Origin of the sequence: Shewanella submarina, from assembly GCF_042646185.1 — a bacterium.
GTDB classification, from domain to species: Bacteria; Pseudomonadota; Gammaproteobacteria; order Enterobacterales; family Shewanellaceae; genus Shewanella; species Shewanella corallii.
In genome coordinates, this window is the sequence record NZ_JBHRTD010000001.1 from 255170 (window position 1) to 272460 (window position 17291).

At 49.4% G+C, this 17291-nt stretch carries 18 protein-coding genes; 8 read left to right on the forward strand and 10 right to left on the reverse strand.

Annotated elements, in window-relative coordinates; genetic code table 11:
• Nucleotides 1–39 precede the first annotated feature (39 nt).
• The gene (locus ACFOE0_RS01175) at nt 40–1296 is read left to right on the forward strand and encodes a DUF3137 domain-containing protein (protein ID WP_248936586.1); all 1257 of its coding nucleotides are present in this window, start codon (nt 40–42) and stop codon (nt 1294–1296) included.
• Here ACFOE0_RS01175 and ACFOE0_RS01180 read toward each other — a convergent pair.
• Both ACFOE0_RS01180 and ACFOE0_RS01185 read right to left on the reverse strand, forming a co-directional pair.
• Nucleotides 1293–1691 (reverse strand): hypothetical protein, encoded by a 399-nt coding sequence (locus ACFOE0_RS01180; protein ID WP_248936587.1) that lies wholly within the window; start codon nt 1689–1691, stop codon nt 1293–1295. The two genes, ACFOE0_RS01175 and ACFOE0_RS01180, sit on opposite strands and share 4 nt — an antisense overlap.
• Nucleotides 1692–1704: 13 nt before the next feature.
• Complete coding sequence (locus tag ACFOE0_RS01185; protein ID WP_248936588.1) at nt 1705–2382, reverse strand: biotin/lipoyl-containing protein; 678 nt, start codon at nt 2380–2382, stop codon at nt 1705–1707.
• Nucleotides 2383–2576: 194 nt separating this feature from the next.
• Between ACFOE0_RS01185 and ACFOE0_RS01190 the strand changes: the two genes are divergently transcribed.
• The 3 genes from ACFOE0_RS01190 (at nt 2577) to uvrB (ending at nt 6539) form a co-directional block, all read left to right on the forward strand.
• Nucleotides 2577–3890, forward strand: coding sequence for a DUF3137 domain-containing protein (locus tag ACFOE0_RS01190; RefSeq protein ID WP_248936589.1), 1314 nt, complete (start codon nt 2577–2579; stop codon nt 3888–3890).
• Complete coding sequence (locus ACFOE0_RS01195) at nt 3891–4454, forward strand: LemA family protein (RefSeq protein ID WP_115137602.1); 564 nt, start codon at nt 3891–3893, stop codon at nt 4452–4454.
• A gap of 108 nt (nt 4455–4562) precedes the next feature.
• The gene (gene uvrB / locus ACFOE0_RS01200) at nt 4563–6539 is read left to right on the forward strand and encodes an excinuclease ABC subunit UvrB (RefSeq protein WP_248936590.1); all 1977 of its coding nucleotides are present in this window, start codon (nt 4563–4565) and stop codon (nt 6537–6539) included.
• Between the two features lie 32 nt (nt 6540–6571).
• Here uvrB and ACFOE0_RS01205 read toward each other — a convergent pair whose 3' ends face one another.
• On the reverse strand, nt 6572–6919 hold the full coding sequence (locus tag ACFOE0_RS01205) for a 50S ribosome-binding protein YggL (protein ID WP_248936591.1): 348 nt from the start codon (nt 6917–6919) through the stop codon (nt 6572–6574).
• Nucleotides 6920–7036: 117 nt separating this feature from the next.
• Complete coding sequence (locus ACFOE0_RS01210; RefSeq protein ID WP_248936592.1) at nt 7037–8713, reverse strand: hypothetical protein; 1677 nt, start codon at nt 8711–8713, stop codon at nt 7037–7039.
• A 703-nt stretch (nt 8714–9416) separates the two neighbouring features.
• Between ACFOE0_RS01210 and ACFOE0_RS01215 the strand changes: the two genes are divergently transcribed.
• Nucleotides 9417–10448 (forward strand): cytosolic protein, encoded by a 1032-nt coding sequence (locus ACFOE0_RS01215; protein WP_248936593.1) that lies wholly within the window; start codon nt 9417–9419, stop codon nt 10446–10448.
• A 34-nt stretch (nt 10449–10482) separates the two neighbouring features.
• Here the strand turns inward: ACFOE0_RS01215 and ACFOE0_RS01220 are convergent, their stop codons facing one another.
• Both ACFOE0_RS01220 and ACFOE0_RS01225 read right to left on the reverse strand, forming a co-directional pair.
• The gene (locus ACFOE0_RS01220) at nt 10483–11334 is read right to left on the reverse strand and encodes a DUF4253 domain-containing protein (RefSeq protein WP_248936594.1); all 852 of its coding nucleotides are present in this window, start codon (nt 11332–11334) and stop codon (nt 10483–10485) included.
• A gap of 137 nt (nt 11335–11471) precedes the next feature.
• Nucleotides 11472–12365, reverse strand: coding sequence for a YeeE/YedE thiosulfate transporter family protein (locus tag ACFOE0_RS01225; protein WP_248936595.1), 894 nt, complete (start codon nt 12363–12365; stop codon nt 11472–11474).
• 231 nt (nt 12366–12596) lie between these two features.
• Here ACFOE0_RS01225 and ACFOE0_RS01230 point away from each other — a divergent pair, with 231 nt between their 5' ends.
• The 3 genes from ACFOE0_RS01230 (at nt 12597) to ACFOE0_RS01240 (ending at nt 15093) form a co-directional block, all read left to right on the forward strand.
• A complete protein-coding gene (locus tag ACFOE0_RS01230; RefSeq protein ID WP_248936596.1) occupies nt 12597–13229 on the forward strand; it encodes a cytochrome P460 family protein in 633 nt (210 codons plus the stop codon).
• Nucleotides 13230–13403: 174 nt separating this feature from the next.
• The gene (locus ACFOE0_RS01235; protein ID WP_248936597.1) at nt 13404–14732 is read left to right on the forward strand and encodes a lactonase family protein; all 1329 of its coding nucleotides are present in this window, start codon (nt 13404–13406) and stop codon (nt 14730–14732) included.
• Nucleotides 14733–14829: 97 nt separating this feature from the next.
• A complete protein-coding gene (locus tag ACFOE0_RS01240) occupies nt 14830–15093 on the forward strand; it encodes a glutaredoxin family protein (protein ID WP_248936598.1) in 264 nt (87 codons plus the stop codon).
• Nucleotides 15094–15128: 35 nt separating this feature from the next.
• On the opposite strand, the gene ACFOE0_RS01245 is transcribed toward ACFOE0_RS01240, so the two are convergent.
• From ACFOE0_RS01245 to ACFOE0_RS01260, 4 genes are read right to left on the reverse strand one after another with little or no spacing between them, the layout of a single operon-like run.
• Nucleotides 15129–15632: a cytochrome b gene (locus ACFOE0_RS01245; RefSeq protein ID WP_248936599.1), complete on the reverse strand. Its 504-nt coding sequence runs from the start codon at nt 15630–15632 to the stop codon at nt 15129–15131.
• A 1-nt stretch (nt 15633) separates the two neighbouring features.
• Nucleotides 15634–15900: a hypothetical protein gene (locus ACFOE0_RS01250; RefSeq protein ID WP_248936600.1), complete on the reverse strand. Its 267-nt coding sequence runs from the start codon at nt 15898–15900 to the stop codon at nt 15634–15636.
• Between the two features lie 14 nt (nt 15901–15914).
• Nucleotides 15915–16619, reverse strand: a complete 705-nt coding sequence (locus tag ACFOE0_RS01255; protein WP_248936601.1) for an SIMPL domain-containing protein — start codon at nt 16617–16619, stop codon at nt 15915–15917.
• Entirely contained in the window at nt 16616–17191 is a 576-nt protein-coding gene (locus tag ACFOE0_RS01260) for a hypothetical protein (protein ID WP_248936602.1), read from the reverse strand. The genes ACFOE0_RS01255 and ACFOE0_RS01260 overlap by 4 nt, the downstream gene beginning before the upstream one ends.
• Between the last annotated feature and the right edge of the window lie 100 nt (nt 17192–17291).

Consider the following 17291-nt stretch of genomic DNA (forward strand, 5'->3'; position numbering starts at 1 on the left):
CAGTAAAGAGGACGGATAGATTTACTGACGGGAGGAAGAATGAAGCCGCAGTTCAAAGTTGTCTCGCACAATGCGAAGGTTGAGCAGAACATTGAAGCGATCCGCGATCAAGTGTCCAGCGCTGAAACTCAGCAGGATTTGGAGACAGTGATCGAAAAAGTGAGTAACCACGCCGGCCCACTGGATTATAAGGACACACTCTACCGTGTGTTTTTCGGTTCTGGCCTGGTGATGGTTGTCCTGTCTATTATGGCGATGTTTGCCGATGACAGCGTGGATAAGGTTTGGCAATCGCCTCTTGGCAGTGTGGTTATTGCGGCCTATGTATACCTCTATCCAGTGTTGGCTCTGGCCACTCTGGGGCAATGGCTTGAGGATAAAGGATACGGGCTGCCTGTATCTCAATCAGCCAGGGTCAGACTCGGGTGTTGGGTTGTCGCAGGCGCGCTGTTTGCTTTCATGCCCAATTGGCCACAGGAGCTGTCCTATACCATGGGGTTCAGCAGCCCGGTGACAGGACTCATGCTCTCCAATCTGATTTTTGTCATCCTGATGTTTCCCTGGCTCAGATCCCGGGCAAACTGGCGCAAGCCGTTGTCAGATAAAATCTTCCTGCTGGATGCCCTGTTTAACAATCAGCTTAAAGCGGTCCCTTTCTCCAGAAAGGAAAAGGCAGATGAGTTATACGGTTTGTTCAGGGAATTTAATCGGGGTAACCACTTGCGGGAAGTGCTTGCACTGTATCAGGGGCGATATGAAGGCGAACAGCACAGCTTTGATTACCACCTGTATAAATTCCACTATGTTGAAAAGAAAACGGAAACCTATACCGACTCAGACGGTAAGACCCGCACCCGCACGGTAAAATATGACTACTACCGCTACGGCATATATTTGCAGTTTCCCTTTGCCAAAGGTGTTTCGTTTCAAGGGGATGGAAGAATATTCTTACGGGACAAGACCTTCAGCGGTACCTCCAATGATTTTAATCGGATCTACAAGGTTTCTACCGAAGACACCATGGACGCTGCCAGAATGCTTTCGCCCTTGCTGGAGGAGGCGCTGGTTAAATTTGGCGAGAAGTTCAGTTCACCTGTGATTGAGATTAATCGATATGGTGATATGTGCGTGGCGTCGAAAGACAAGCTACTGGTGACGGAGCGGGTTAATGGGCTGGACAACCCGGATGCATTTCTGCAGGAAATCTCAGGTCACACTGAACTGGAGGACCTGAAAGTAATGCTGGATACAGTGCATGAAATGATGCGTCTTTGCGACAATAATTTCGTCAACTAGTAAAAGACAAAACTGAAGCAAAATATCAGCCCCAGATAGCCAAGAACAAAGGCGGCATCTTCGCAAATTTCGCTGCTGGAGACAGATACTCTGGCAGCGTACATTTCACCCGCGGCGTGAGCGAAAATCACCAGCCCCAGGTTCAGACCCGGAAAGAAATAGTAAGATAGGAGTCCTTCCAAATCCCACTCATTAAACAAGCTGCTCCGGTCGGCTTCGCTCCAGACAAACAGGATGATCAGCCAATACAAGATGGCGATGCCGATGGCAATCACCTTGGCTGCTCGCCATTTATCGAAGCTATCTCCCATCGACAATCCGTACTCTCGAGAAGAGATAAAAGCCAGCGCCAGCAGAGGGATTAGAAAAATAAACAGTCCTGATAGAGTGGCCATTGAGGTGCTCTTGTTAGTTAGCAAATATGAGATAGCCAATGACTGCTGCCAGCGCGAGTGCGCCGACGATTTTGAGCAGTGACTTGTCTATTCCCATAACAGCAGCAGGTTTTCTTGTTTGGTAACTCGTCTGTGGCTTGTGGGATTGGCTGGATGAGGAACGAATGGGTTGCTGCTTCGCGATACTCTCGCTCTGCTCTCCTGTGGTTTTTATTCGCGCGATAACCTGATCAGACTCTACAAAATCACCTTGGTGAACCTGGAATTCAGTTATCACTCCATCAGAGGGGGCGTTGATCTCGAGCACTGCTTTATCAGTTTCAAGATCAACCAAAGGGGCGTCTTTGCGAAAGGGCTCGCCGGCTTTCACGTGCAGGGCTGCAATGGTGATATCACCGAGTTCAGATATGGGAGGGACCTTGAGTTCTCTTTCCTCCGAGTTGTCCAGTTGCCCGGTCATTAACATGGTGGCGACTAACTCGCCAGGCTCCACAATTTCGTCTTCTTCGACAAAGTATTGGGTGACGACACCATGACAGGGAGAGCGCATTTCCATAAGCCCGTCATCGGATTCTATGACAAAAACAGGCTCCTCCTGACGGAGTTTTTGATTAACCCTGGCATTCAGGGAGTATATCGACAGCTCACCATGATCCTCGGTGAATACCGGTACTCTGAGTTCTACTTTCATCTTCTGTTATATGCAGGCAAAGGCCCTGAGTGAAGGTGCTGGCCTGATTATCTTGTTCGACTGAGGTTAGCAATGAGGCTAGCAGGAATGGAGGGGATTAAAAATCAGCCATTTATACCGATTTATCTTATTGTCATTTTAACCGTTTCATCTGTAAGATTTTTGTTTCATGTTGGACTGGATGATGTGAGCAGTTGGAGGGAAGAGAGCTGAACAATAAGGCGGCCAATTCATACAATGCTCAGGTGCGCAGAAACATTGCGCGCATTCGCGAGGCGATTGAGCGGGCTCGGGATCAGGATGATCTCATCAGAGTGATTAATGATGTGGCTGATCACAGAGGGCCTCTGGACTATAGGGATACCTGGTACAGGGTGTTGTTCGGACTGTCACTCTCTATGGTGTTGTCGGCACTGGTGATACTTGTGTGGGGCTCAGAACTGTGGTCCTGGCTGGATAAGTCGATTTACTTCTATGTTTTTCGCCAGGATCTTTGGTATCCGGCGGCGGTGTTGGTCACAGTCGGTCATCTGTTGGAAGACAGGGATATTGCCTTACCTTTTCCCGCAGTCATGTGGGGACGAATGCTGATATGGGCTGCTGTTGGCTTTGTGATTCCCCTGAACCCCAACTGGTTTTATTTCTTCTGGGATACTTTGGTGGGCTCCCTGGCAAGTTTGTTGGGGACTGAAGACCCCGTAGTCGGTGTATTTCTTCTTAATCTGTTACCCGCCGGGCTTATGCTGTTTTGGCTGATAAAACGCAGGCGTTGGCGTGCGGGCTTATCTGACAAAATCTATCTGAAAGATGCGCTGTTAAACAATAACCTTCAGCCCGAAGCTGTGTACGGTAAAGGTATGGCCGGGGAGCTGAGTGAGCGCTTTTGCGAGTTCCGGCGGGGTAACGAACAGCAGGAGATCAAGGCCCTGTATAACGGCCACTATGAAGGGAGCGAGTACAGCTTTGATTATCAGCTGTATACCTTCCATTATGTGGTGAAACGAAAGGAAAGCCGATTGGGTTCTGGTGGCCGCCGGACAACCCAAACGGTAACGATTGAAAACAATCGACACGGTATCTTGCTTCAGTTTCCTTTTGCCAGGGGCATCTGCCTTTCAGGTGACTGTGATATCAAGCCCGCCGGCGAAGCCTACACTGGCGCATCCAACGTGTTTAACCGGGTGTTTAAGGTTTATGCATTGGACCCTTTAGCGGCGGCAAGGCTGTTGACTCCGGTGTTGGAAGAGAGGCTGGCCATGTTGGGGCAGCACTTTCTTGGGCCCGTGGTTGAAATCGCAATTGATGGCAGTTTGTGCGTGGCGGTGAATAAAGAGCTGTTACCTGTAAGACGTAAATTCGGCCTGGACAGGCCAGAAATTTTTGCCAAAGAGATCGCCAGGCATACTGAGCTGAAGGAACTGGATCTGTTGTTGGATACAGTGCACGAAATGATGCGCCTGAGTGATAACAATTTTGAGGGACACTCAGCAGGAGAGAAGGAGAGCTAGATGGAGATGATTATCGGGATTGGCATATTGGTCGTATTGGTGGGGACCTGTATCGGGCTCTATAACGGCATTATTGGCAAACACAATGCTGTCGACAGAGCCTGGGCATCGGTACTGACTCAGGAGCGCCAGAAGAACAAAATTATTCCCATGGTTGAGCAGTTGGTTGAGCAGTATAAGTTGCATGAATCGGAAGTCCTGTCCCGGGTGACCGAGCTGCGCAGCGCCATCGCCCAGATGAGTGAAGGTGTGGATACCGATAAACTGGCGGCCACTGAACGTCAAACCAAACAGCTGTTGCAGGGATTACAGGTAACAGTAGAGGCTTACCCAGAACTCAAAGCTTCTGACACTTACTTGCGGGTGATGGCTGAGATTAGCGAGCAACAGGAGCAGGTTGGCGCCGCTATCCGTATCTTTAATGCCAATGTAGAGGACTTTAACAATGCCATTGAGATGTTCCCCGGCTCAATGGTCAACAATATGTTTGCCCATAAGCAGAAGCTGAAGAGCTTTACCGACAGCGAAGCCCAGGCTGGTTTTGAGTACAAGCCAAATCTCTAATACCAATCTCCTACGCCGATTGGTGTCAGGACTCTTCTGCTATTGACTTTGTCGCCGCAGGCGCAGTTACTTGAATGCTCAGATGTCAACTGACAACGGGAGTATTCCATGGCAGAAGGGTCATTTCTTTTACATGCCAAACACCCACCAGCAGGGGATCAGCCTGATGCGATCGCCAGGCTAATTGACGGGATTCACCAGGGGAAAACCCATCAGACACTCAAAGGTGTCACAGGCTCAGGTAAAACTTTTACCATGGCCAATATTATTCATCGGCTGAATCGTCCCACCTTGATTCTGGCCCATAATAAAACCCTCGCGGCTCAGCTTTACCAGGAGATGCGGCGCTTTTTCCCTGAGAATGCCGTTGAGTATTTTGTCTCCTACTACGACTACTATCAGCCAGAAGTTTATATCCCCGGCAGCGACCGTTTTATCCGCAAAGACTCAGCCATTAATGCGCAATTGGAGCGTCTGCGTTTATCGACAACCAAGTCGCTGATAGAGCGCCAGGATGTGATTGTGGTAGCGTCAGTTTCCTCTGTTTATGGACTGGGCTCTCCCGACGCTTACCGGGCTTTGCAGCTGCATCTTACAGTTGGTGATGTGGTCAGCCTTGGAGAGATTGAAACGCGACTTGGACAGTTACATTACGAGCCTGCCGGTGACGCACTGAGCCGTGGCAGCTATCGCATTCAGCCTCACAGGGTGGAGATATTCCCGGCTGACTCTGAAGTGCTGGCGATAACTGTGATATTGGATAACCAACAAACTATTACTCAACTGCAGCAGGTAGACAGCGCCACAGGGCAATTGCAGGGGGAGTTGACCCATTATCGTGTGTCTCCCAAAACCCTTTATTCCACCTCTCCGGACCAGATTGAACGTGCCTGCCGGGAGATTGAAGTGGAGCTGGAACAGCAGACAGCCAGGTTGAGCTCGCAAAATCTGATTGCGGAAGCGGCCAGACTGTACGAACGAACTACCCGGGATTTGGAAATGCTGCGGCAGCAGGGGTATTGCAGCGGCATCGAAAATTACGGCTCCTATCTCACCGGTCGTGATCCCGCTCTACCCCCGACCACCCTGATGGATTATCTCCCCAAGGGAGGGCTTCTGTTTATTGATGAGTCTCACGTGATGGTTCCCCAGATACATGCCATGTTCAAGGGAGATCAGAGCCGCAAGGAAACACTTATCGATTATGGCTTCAGGCTGCCCAGTGCCAAATATAACCGACCTCTGAGCTTTTCTGAGTTTGAGAAAATTAAACCGCAAACGATATTTGTGTCTGCCACTCCGGGGGAGTATGAACTTAAACGTTCCGGTGGCGTTGCGGTCGAGCAGATCATCAGACCAACAGGTCTGTTGGACCCTGAAATAGAGATAGTACCTCTGGCGGAGACTCAATCAGACCTGTTGCGCCAGATCAGAGAAAGAACGGCGCGTAACGAGAGGGTACTGATTACTACGTTAAGCAGGCGGAGTGCAGAAGAGTTATATCAGCACCTGACTGATGAGGGTATTCGCTGTCAGTACATTCACAGTGATGTGAAAACTGACGACAGAGTCGAGATCATTGGCCAGCTGAGGCGTGGCGAGCTGGAGGTGCTGATTGGCATTAACCTGCTGCGTGAGGGATTGGATATCCCTGAGGCATCTTTGGTGGCCGTGTTGGAGGCTGATCATGCCGGATTTTTGCGTTCGTCAGAGGCGTTGATTCAGATTATTGGGCGGGCCGCCCGCAACGCCAACGGCAAAGCTGTGTTGTACGCCGACAAGGTGACTCCTGCGATGAAAGTAGCCATGGATGAGTCGCTTGGCCGCCGGCAAAAGCAGATGGCATATAACGAGCAGCATAAGCTGAAGCCGGTCAGTTCCAGCAGGGCGATGGAGGCCGGGGCCGCTCAGGGCCATCCCGATATACAGAGTGAAAACCTGTGCTCGACGCTGGCTCATTTGTGCAGTCAGATTACTGCAACAGAACATGAGTTGTTGCAGCAGGCCGCAGAGGGGCAGTCAGAGAGGATGGCAGACTTACGCTTGAAGCTGGATTCACTCTATCGGCAGTATATTTTTATGTGACGCCAAAATCGGCGAATCTGATTGTTTTGAAGCTAAAAGTGGTCGTGATGAACGTCCAGAGTTCCAAGGTCATTGAGCTCATTGACCTCTGGGCGTTGTTCAAGCCAGTTGAGCACCAGTCGTTTATCGCTATCACTGATTGAGCTGTAACGGGTGCCGGGCCAGATTAAAGCATTCAGTTCATTTGTACCTGCGTCGACACAGATAAGCAGTTTGTGCTCATGCATCATATCAATCAGGTCATTCAGCAGCTGTTCTACTGAGTCCAAATCCCGGCAGTTGAGTTGGCAGTGAACACGCATGCCCAGCTGCTGGAATTCCCCCAGAAAGAGCTTTTTACGCAAGCGACGCTTCTTGGTGGTGACCTTATCCAGTTTCATGAGTTCTATGCTGACGGGTATTGGAAGATTGCCTGAATTGTCCGGCAAGCTGAGAAGCTTAAATGTGATTATGTTCAAAGAAGGCAGATGATGAACAAAGTTACATCCATCGCCTCGTCAAAGTTGCTCCCATAATGCCCGTCCTTTGTCTTGCCAGCTCTTCTCTTTTTGCTGTTCCATTAATTGCTCTCTCTGATGCCGTATCTGTTGATATCGCTCTGGGTTAAATGACAATGCATGCCAAATCAATTCCGCGTACGTGGGATTACCCTGTTCATCAACCCGGGTGGATACAGTCTCAGGCGCCTCAGGGCTGCGATCATCCAAGGCTGGTCTGAGGGCGAGCAGCTCAGCCAGACCTTCTACCTCCTGATTTAATATTGCGATTCGCCACGCCATATGGGCGTCGGTATCCCCTTGTGGCATGGGTAATGTCCGGCGCACATCATCAGGTAGCGGCACCAGCAGCGAGAGAATATAGGCTTGTTTTTCGAAGTCCTTATCCTGCCTTGGAAGAATGGCGAATCTCTCTATGTCGTAGTTATTTTGCCAATAAAGCTCTGCCAATGCCCTGGCCTGCTCGCTGTTTATTGTGGGAGCTGCGCGGTGGATCTGCTTAAGAGTCGGCAGGGGGGGATACTTTCCCTGGCTGGCTAATGTCAGTCTGGCGTTGAGCACATTGGGAGTAGAAATCGTCAATTCCTTCCTCAGGGGGGCAGAGATTTCCTGGTATTCGGTAGCGAGCTTGATGTAGTCAGAGGATGAGATCTCAGCGCTTTGATACCAGCGCTGATAAATACTCAACAAGGGATGCGCTTGCGTCAGTGCTGCTGTGCTTTTATGGGGGAAATAATCCGTAAAGAAGTCCCTGACCTGGTTATGCCATTCATAAGCTTGATAGCTTTCCCACTCAGTTAATGCGCGCTCCTGCAGATTAATCAGCCTATCCAGCTCTCCCCAGTTGTCGATAGCCGGATGTTGGATAACACAATCAAGAATTTTGGTGGCCTGGTCCCCTCGGCTAATAGCGGCCGTGTATTCGAGCAATTGTTGTGGTGAACTGCTGAGGTCATAGTTCATCAAGCTATCGTTCAGGCTGCACCAGTGTTCAGCCAGGGGCATAAATTGCGGCACAGTGAGTTTTGTTGTCTTCAGTAGGGCAATTGCCTGTTTTTGCTGGGCCTGCTTCTGTTGAGAATGGACAAGCTGAGATCTGAACTTTGATATTTCAGTATTGAATTGACTTAACTCCGCCTGCGAGTGGAGCTGAGGCAGCAAGGTTATCAATTCACCGGAAAGCGCCAATGGAGCCTTATCTGTAGAGTCTATGACGGTTTTGGTCAACAACTTACTGGACGCGATGGAAAGGGTATCTGACTTAATCCTTGCCAGGTGTCCACCACTCTTGTCGTACAGAAGATCCATCACCCACTGACCATCACGAAAAAAGCTGACCTGATCCAGGGTCACTTCATCTGCAGACAACATATCCAGCAGATAGACAGGCAGCAGGATAACGCATACTGGAGAGTGTCCACAGCCACCCCCGCCTCCGCTGTTGGAGAAAGTGCGCTCCTGGATGGTGATTTCCAGCCCGTGGTTCCGGGCGTATTGCTCCACTGAATCAAGGTTGATTGGAAGTTGATAGTGGGTTTGGTACTGCCAATGACTGCCATCTGCCAGAGATATCCTGCTGGTCTGATACTCCTCTAAATAAATTTCCTTGTCGAAATCAATGGCAATACTTATGTGGCTGATTGCTGATAACAACACGAGCAACAATGGCTTAAGCAATACAAATACCTCAATGCAAAGGTCGGACAGAGAATTGGTATAAACACTAACGAAACAAGCTGCTGTGCCTCAATAGCACAAAGGTGGGGAATAGAGGGGAAGCCCTCATTGAACGAGTTAAATCGGATGTTGGGTTAATTGAGTGAAAAATGTTTTTGTAACAAGTGATTGTAGTTAGATTCTGCCTTTTGAATTTCCCCGCTACTTCCTTAATCCCTCCCGACTAAGCCCTGTTTAAGTGTGATCTCCTGGTGCTGAATAGTGATCGACGGGGCACGTTTCCCTATCTGTTATCTATCAAGATTGTCAGGAGTAGAAAATGGAAAGCAAAGATAAATTTGAGCTGATTGAAGAAGCTCTGCTGGAGTCAGTCGTTGGAGGAGTCTTGGAGAGCAATTCATGTGATATATGCAACTGTGATGGTTGTTCATGGCCCTGCTTTTTCGACTGGGATACCTGTGGCCTTTGTCGTAATTAATCCCCTCAAGAACTCTAATTGGCCAATTGAAGGTCTGAGTACGCTCAGGCCTAATCGCCTGCCTGGGTATTAAGTTGTTGATGACTCTTTTCTGTGATGAGCTGAAACCGGTGAAGCCTCTGTGTATTAAAATGGTTCCAGTTGAAATTATCACTATTCGAACCAAATTTTCGTCAAACGGCTATCTTTGATACAATTCCGCGGTTGTTTTCAAAGGTGGGTAAGATGAAGTTATTGTATTGGTTAGACGAGTGGTTAACTCACTCGCGTTCAGAGCAACAGCAAATGCTCCCTATGTCGGGAGACGATCTTCTTGACGATGTCTTTGTTAAGTATGAGTTTGTTGATTTGAATAAACCTTTGCTGTTCACCTTTTCCCCGGCCGGAACCAATGTCCAGGAGCAGGATTTACACCCGGATTTTGCCCCTTGGGGCTATCATTTGGCCCAAAAGCAGAAAGTGAACATTATTGCCTTTCAGCACCTGGGGAAAAGCAATTGGTTCCGCAGTCGCAATTTAATCTTCTTCCTCGAACAATTATCCACGCTGCTGGAGCCATTCGAGTGCAAGCTGGGTTATGGCCTGAGCCGGGGCGGTTTTGCTATTGGTGCTTTTGCTAAACTGCTTAAGCTGGATCAGGTGTTGTTATTCCACCCGGTGAGTACCAAGAACAAAGATCTGGTGCCCTGGGATGATAGATCCAGTACGGATCTGGCCCAGCAGTTTGATTGGCAGGGTGACTATCATGATCTGGATTTGGGGGATGCGAAGGGCTATATCATCTATGACCCTACCAATCACATTGATCGCATGCACGCTAAGCGTTATCCGCAGCTGACCCACCTGAGAGTGTTTGGTATGGGCCATGGTACTCACGCCAGTTACCTGAATAAGTTTGGCTTTTACAAGCAAGTGGCTGTGGACTTTTTGCAGCATCAGCAGATTGATATCGCCCAGTTCCGCCAGCAAACGAAAACCCTGCGCTTTAAAGAGGATTATTACCAAAGCCTCAACAAGGCCAATGCCAATTCAATGCACCGCTTGGGCTTGTTGAGTAAGGCTCACAATATTCTGATTGATGAGAAAGAGGCGCATGTGCAGGAGCATCAGGCTCAGATTGATGTACAGCCCTTGATTGAGATTGCCCTGAAGCATCAGGATGAATTCCCGCAGGATGCGATTCAACTGTTGGAGGTGGCCCAGCAACTGGTGCCGGATGATCCTCTGGTGGAGCACAAGCTTAAGCAGCTGACCTGAGTGTTCTGACGGGCTTTATGCTTTTACTGCAGGCTCAGGTGTGAATTAAAAAGAATACCTGCTCGCCATTAAGACGTTGGCTGATCTGTTCTGCCAGATTGGCCTCGTAACCTTCTGCGATCCCCTTGTGGTACACCTTCATAATCGTGGCAGCGATGGCAGAGTTTTGAGCCTGAGTGAGAGGTTGGGGTATCCAAAAGCCCATAAATGATGCGCCAATGGCGACCAACTGAATATCGAAGTTGTCTTCAAGATATCGGGCTATGTAGTAGATATCGTATGGTTTGAGTGCATCAGCCCAGTAGTTTTGGGGCGAACAGGCGATTGTTTGATAGGCGTGTGCTACCGGTACCACGGAAAACTCTGGCGGGTTACGGCTATCCAGTGCCGGAGAGTTGTCGTCCTCCCGATAATTGTTCCTCAGTTCGCTCAGGGTATACAGGGTTTCATCCATCCAAAAGCCGCCACTGCGTTCAGTAAAACGGCTGAATCCTGCCTCCATATCCACCCTGCTTTCAATGTTTCGAAGTCGAAAAGGGAAGTGAGAGGCCTGATAGTAAAACTGGTAGTTCAGTTTGTCGTAAACCGGATAGTCAGGGTCCAGCCACTGCTCCAGCGTAACTCCTTCCTCCTGCCACCTGAGTCTGTCAATTTGCGTCAAATCAGACTGTAAAACTTCATCAAGATCATTGGCGTCGATACAGTGACCACTGGTGTAGCCAGCCTGGTTTTGATCGTCCAGAGTGCAGAGAATTCTGGCTTCGGGGTGTTTGTTGGCAAGAGCCTGAAAGACGGCGAGGTATTCATCGAGGTTAAGGATACGGTGGGCCACATAAGTGGGACATAAGCCTGCGCTTTTGTACTCAAGTTGATTAATGTCGTACATCCTGTCCGCCTTAAGTTCTGATTGAACATACATCTCCTGACAGTGCCAATATTGCAGGAACTCCAGTGCAATCACATTGGGCTAAAGTCTGTTTCTGAAAGGCGTTAGCTGTAAAAAATAGTCGTTTAGTCTTAGGGTTAGCGCTCTGAAATCAGCCTTCTGCCCAAATAGATGCCTAAAAGGATAAAGAAAACTGTGGTAATGCCTGCCGGGGAAAACGAGGGCAACGCCAAAAGTAATTGCGTGTCGTTGCCGCCGCTGGCAACTGCTGCTCCCATGCCCATCATAACGCCGGCTGCCAGGTGCTTAACTGCCTGTCGGCCGTTGATATAGCGGAGTTTGAAGTTTCTGGCTTTAAAGGCGGCCAGCAGCATGCCGCCCAGAAGAGCCAGGAACAGCGCGAACCGACTGGCTTCAGGCCAGGCGCGGTTTCCACTCAGTGAGCTGCTCATATCTTTAAGCAGGGCGCTGGGCGTCCAGTGTGGCTCTGTCAGGAAGACTATGCTGGCCATCAGACCAATCAAGAGCATGCTTAGCCAAACTTTACGATTGCGGGGTGTTATTTTGATATTGAGAACCACAATCCCCCATGTCAGCAGTCCAAGTCCGGCGAGGTGCCTGCTTTCAGTCAGAGCGTAAGGCTCTGGCTGGATATCAGGGCCAAACATTGCCAGCAGGAACCAGCCCGTCAACCAGCCGCAGATAGTCATCGCCATGGCCAGATGTCCACGGGCCAAACGGCTGATAGTGGAGACCCCACAGCCATTATTGATGGCAGAGCCAATTCCAAATATCAGGCCGCCCAATACTGCCCATAGTGAGAGATTGAATGAGATAAACGGGGTTTGCATCTGCAGATGCCGCGCAACCAATATTGATATCCAGGAAAGTGTGCCGCTGAAAATAATTGCTATTAAAAACATTGGCCTGCCGTTAGATGCTTCCCTTACTCCCCGCACCATACACAGGCCAACAGACTGAGCCAGATATCCCAGTGCAGCTATCAATATTATTGAGATTATCAGCAGCATATTTCGATCGATTCAATTTTCATCGGTTAGCTCAACTTATTTTATTTAAGCGGTTTGTGCGAGTTTGATTGTAATTGCGCCGTTATTGCGTCTTTGTGGTGTTCTGACAATTTGGATTCCCCTTTAGGTTTATTGCTACCCATGCAGACCGGTATTGCCAGGCTGGAATTTCGGCCGTGATGGGTTTGGTGCTTCAACTCTGAAGCGCTGACAAAACGAGGGAGAAATCTGATGGCATTAAAAGCGCTGTTTCTTACTACAACTGCACTGCTGACATTGGGTGCAGGAATTGGCCAGTCCAACGCAGGTGAGTATTACACCCTTAAAAACGGTGAGTTGACCCGGCCTACGGGTTATCGGGAATGGGTTTATGTGGGTACGCCTGTCACCCCCAATGATATGAACAATGGCAAAGCTGCCTTTCCTGAACACCATAATGTTTATATCGATCCTGCCAGTTGGAAGCACTGGAAGAAAACCGGCAAGTTCCGCGACGGCACTATCCTGATTAAAGAACTGGTGAGTGTCGGTTCCAAAACAGCTGTCAGCGGACAGGGGTATTTCCAGGGCGAGTTTCTGGGGCTGGAAGCCACTATTAAGAGCAAAAAAGCCTTCCCCAACGAACCCGGAAACTGGGCCTATTACAGTTTCTCAGGGCCGAACCACAAGAGCCTGACCAAAACCGCTAAACCTTTCCCTGCGGCTGCCTGTAATGCCTGCCATGAGAATGCGGCAGCGGATGACTTTGTATTTACTCAGTACTATCCGGTTTTGAGCGTGGGCAAAGGGACCGGGAAGCTGGCAACCGGCGGGCACAATGACAAGTTGAATAACAGTTATCAGGAACCCAAGGCCTCAAATTAGCGGGTGGGAGTTTGCGCCCGGCGACTGCCAATGTGGCTGGCAGTCGTTATCTTTGCCGGGCGATCGCCCGGCTTCAATATCAACAGTCCCGTCATTCCAGGGACTGCAAATCAATAATTATCGGAGATCAATTCTATATGGATTGATTACTCACTCCGGAATCGGGAGAACTTCATGAAATCCAGTGTGCAAGTACTGTTTGTGTTGTTGGTCAGTCAACTTTTTACCTGGGGCTGCTCTCAGGGAAATCAGGGGGCGCAGCCGGGAGCTGTCAAGACGGATTCAGACCGGGCTTCAACAGCTAATCAAGATAACCGTTTCTATGTCGTCAGTAATAAGCAGGCGGCCAATTCGGTGGTTGGATGGCGACAAAATGAAGGTGGCGAATTTGAGTTGTTTGGTGAGTTCAGGACTGGTGGGCAGGGAACCGGTCCCTACGAGGTGCCGGATCTCAAACGGGATTTGAATCATCCGCTGGCCAATGGTGATGACCCTTTGATTTCAGCCAACGCCCTGATGGCCAGTGATGATGGTCGTTATGCGGCAGTGGTTAATCCGGGGGACGGCACTGTATCTCTGATGGGGATAGCTGCTGATGGCACCATGGCGCCTTTGAGTATTGCCAAAGCCAGTGACAGGTTTCCCCTGAGCCTGGATGTGCACGGAGATATGGTCGCCGTTGCCAGCCTGGGTATGGACAATGGCAAAGGCAGCATCGCCTTGTACCGAATATTTGATAACACCCTGTTGCCGGTAGCTGGCTCGCGGCGTGATCTGATGGCCAGGCCCTCTACCATTGGCTTTTCTGCGGATGGCGAGCATGTCATCGTCAACGAATTGGTGACAGGCAAGATTAAGGTTTATGCCGTTGCCGGGGGGACTCTGTCCGGTGAGCCGACGGCGGAAATTGATTCTCCCAGAGAAGCTGATGATAGATTTCAGGCGATTCCGGTGGGTTGGGTATCGAGGGATGATGGCGAACAGGAGATTATTTTGATGTCTGAAGCGCGTTTCCTGACCCCTGACTTCAAATTGCGTGAGGGGAATGGCGAAGTGGTGCAGGCACCTGCTTTTTCATGGCAAACCGGCTCTGTCTCAAGTTACTCCCTGAGCGATGATGGCCGCCGGTTACAACTGATATCTGCAGATGTACTCACTGGTGATGAGGTTGAAGGTGGAGAGCTGGCCAATTGCTGGGTTGCTCTGTCTGCTGATGGCAATACCCTGTTTGCGGTCAATGCGCTTTCAAGCTCATTGTCGAGTTTCTCTGTCGGTGAGTCAGGTGCTGTGCAGTTAAAGGAGTTGCTGGCTTTTAAAGATGACAGTGAAGAGCGATTCCTGAGTGATATTACCCTTAACCATGACGGTACCTTGCTGTATCAGCTGGTAGGTAACCAGGGGCAGGTGATTATCTTCGATGTGTCCGGCGATGGTGAATTGAAGATGCGGCAGGTGGTTTCAGGTTTACCTGAGTATGGCAGCTATGGTTTGCTGAGTAATTGATGAACTCTTTGCTTTTATGTCATAAAAATCATGTTAGCTTGGTCTGATATTCCAAATTTCTGTCAGATCCAATCATAACTACTGAAAAGGAACCCCTATGCCTGATTTGAAAGACCTCAGCCTGTATCACAAAGCATACTGCCCATTTTGCAGAAAAGTGCGTGAGGCGATGAAAACCATGAACCTGGATATTGCGCTGGTGGATGTTGATGATGATCGCTCTGCCTATCAGATGCTGGTGCAGGAAGGGGGCCGCAGTATGGTGCCCTGTCTCAGGATAGATCACGGCAATGGCAAGGTTGAATGGATGTATGAATCGGACGATATCATCCATTATCTGCGGAAAAATTTCGCTTCCTGATTTCAGTCATGTAATTGCAAGCAGCCCGGATTGAGTTAGCTCAGTTCGGGCTGTTTTTTATTAGTGCCTTGTTTGTGATAGACGAAGGCTACTCCGGCAAGGTAAAAATCCGGGGCACCATCAAGCAGGAGAAGATAGGTTACAGCGTCAGGGAGCAGGTCGGCCAGGTAGAGGCCAAACAGTTCAATGCCGTAGGGATGTGCCGCCAACCAACCTGCAACAGGAAGCAGTAACATTAGCAGGTAAAAACTGAAATGAACCCATCTGGATAACCAATACATCCAATTTGGGTAGTGAAGCAACCTGGCTGAATGTGCCGGTGAACTCAGTCTTAGCCACAACCTGAGTAACAGCAGAGGAATAACTATTATTCCCAGAGACTCGTGGGACTCTCGCAGTAACCATTTAAGCTCGTTGGTGTCTGCCATCTCAGGGACGGCAAGCCCGCTTATCAGCAGCGTCACCAATATCACTGCCATTATCCGGTGAACTCTTCTCAATGGTCTTGAGTAGTCAGGCATCAAAGGAGTAAATTTCATTTTATAGCTCTCCCCGATTTATCTTCCCCAGAATAAACAGTCCAGCGAACAGTAAAGCGATGGCCAGGCTTATGAGCAGTGCCACTTTGAATCTCAGTAATGTCCAGAACAGGCCTAAAATTCCGGTGATAATAAAGCCATAGAAAAGCGCCGTCTCCGGCCGGTGAATAAAGTCTATGGGTTTGCCAAACAGCTCAAACTCATAGCCGGTGGCAAACACCCCCAGCAGCGAGAGCAGCATTAACAGGATGGGCCATCGGTTTTTCATATTGTCAGGCGCTGTTACTGGCTATCGAGCAGGAACACCAGCTCAACCGTGGCGCTGAACTCAATTTGTGGCTGCAGGTATTGAGGCTTGCGCAGACTGCTGCCGGTTACTTCAATGCGTTCGACGTTGCGGTATTGTCCATGCAACTTGGTTGATTCGGGAATGATGCTGTAGATCTCACCCAGTTTGACGCCTAGATTGGAAGCCAGATTAGCGGCCTGCTCTCTGGCATGTTCAACAGCCTGGGTTTGGGCCTCTGCTTTTAATCCAGGCTCACGCGAGCTTTTCATTTTGATATTGTCCAGCTCAGTGATGCCTGACTGCAGAGCAAAGTCGATAAGGTCACTGATCTGACTGGTGTCCTTCAAATAAACTCTAATGTTTCTGGAAGCTATATAACCTTCCGGGAGCGGATTGTCATTGGCATCGTAGCGAATATCCTGCTCCAGACTCAGGTCTGAGGCTGAAATGTCACCGGCCTCTACCTTGAACTGTGTTATCCCGGCAAGCAGGGTGTTTACAGCTTTATCTACCAGTTGCTTCGCCTGTTGAGGCTCCCCGGCGCTGTGGCTTGTTTCAAATGACAGAAGTGCAATATCTGGCCTCACGGTGACCGTGGCATTACCTGTGGTAGCAATATGAGGTGCATCTGGTAACTGAGCCGCGTTAGCCAAACTTGCCGTCAGCAGCGCCAGGAATGCCAGGTATCTTGATCTCATTGGGTTTGCTCCTCTTGTGTTGGAGGCTGGGATTGGACCTTGCCGCGCAATGCATTAAGCACTGACGCGGCGAGTATCAGGGCGACCAGATAGATAGTGGCAGACAGGCCGTTGTCGTAGCCTTTGGGTACATACAGTTCATAGCCCGACGGTGACAGCAGTACCATATTGCGACTGAATCCATTGTGGCGTGCCTCATCTATTGCTTGCCAGTGATCGCCGGTTTGAATCATGCCATACATACTGGTCACTGCCTCGCCAAAGGTGGGGAGTTGTATTCCCACCATTGCGTGGCCAATCAGGGCCACAATCATAATGAGCATTGCCAGTATCAGTGCCGGTTTTCTGAACTTTGGCAGGTACAGCATTACCACAACCACAGTATTGACCAGTCCGGCGATAGGTCTGCCATATTCGTTCAAATCGTAGAATTTCCACATATCTCCCAGAGCGGTAAATACATAGAGGGATTGGGGCAGTTTAAACAGCAGGGACCATACAGGTTGCAGTAACATAAAGGCGATAAACAGCAGCGCCCAGTTGATAAAGGTTTTCTTATTATTATGTTCCATAAGGGCCTTGTTTTAGTGTAATGCGCCGGGAAGTCTTTGTTGTTTGGCGTATAAAACTGATTTTGGTGATTGTATCTTGATGACTGAAATTAACAAGGTG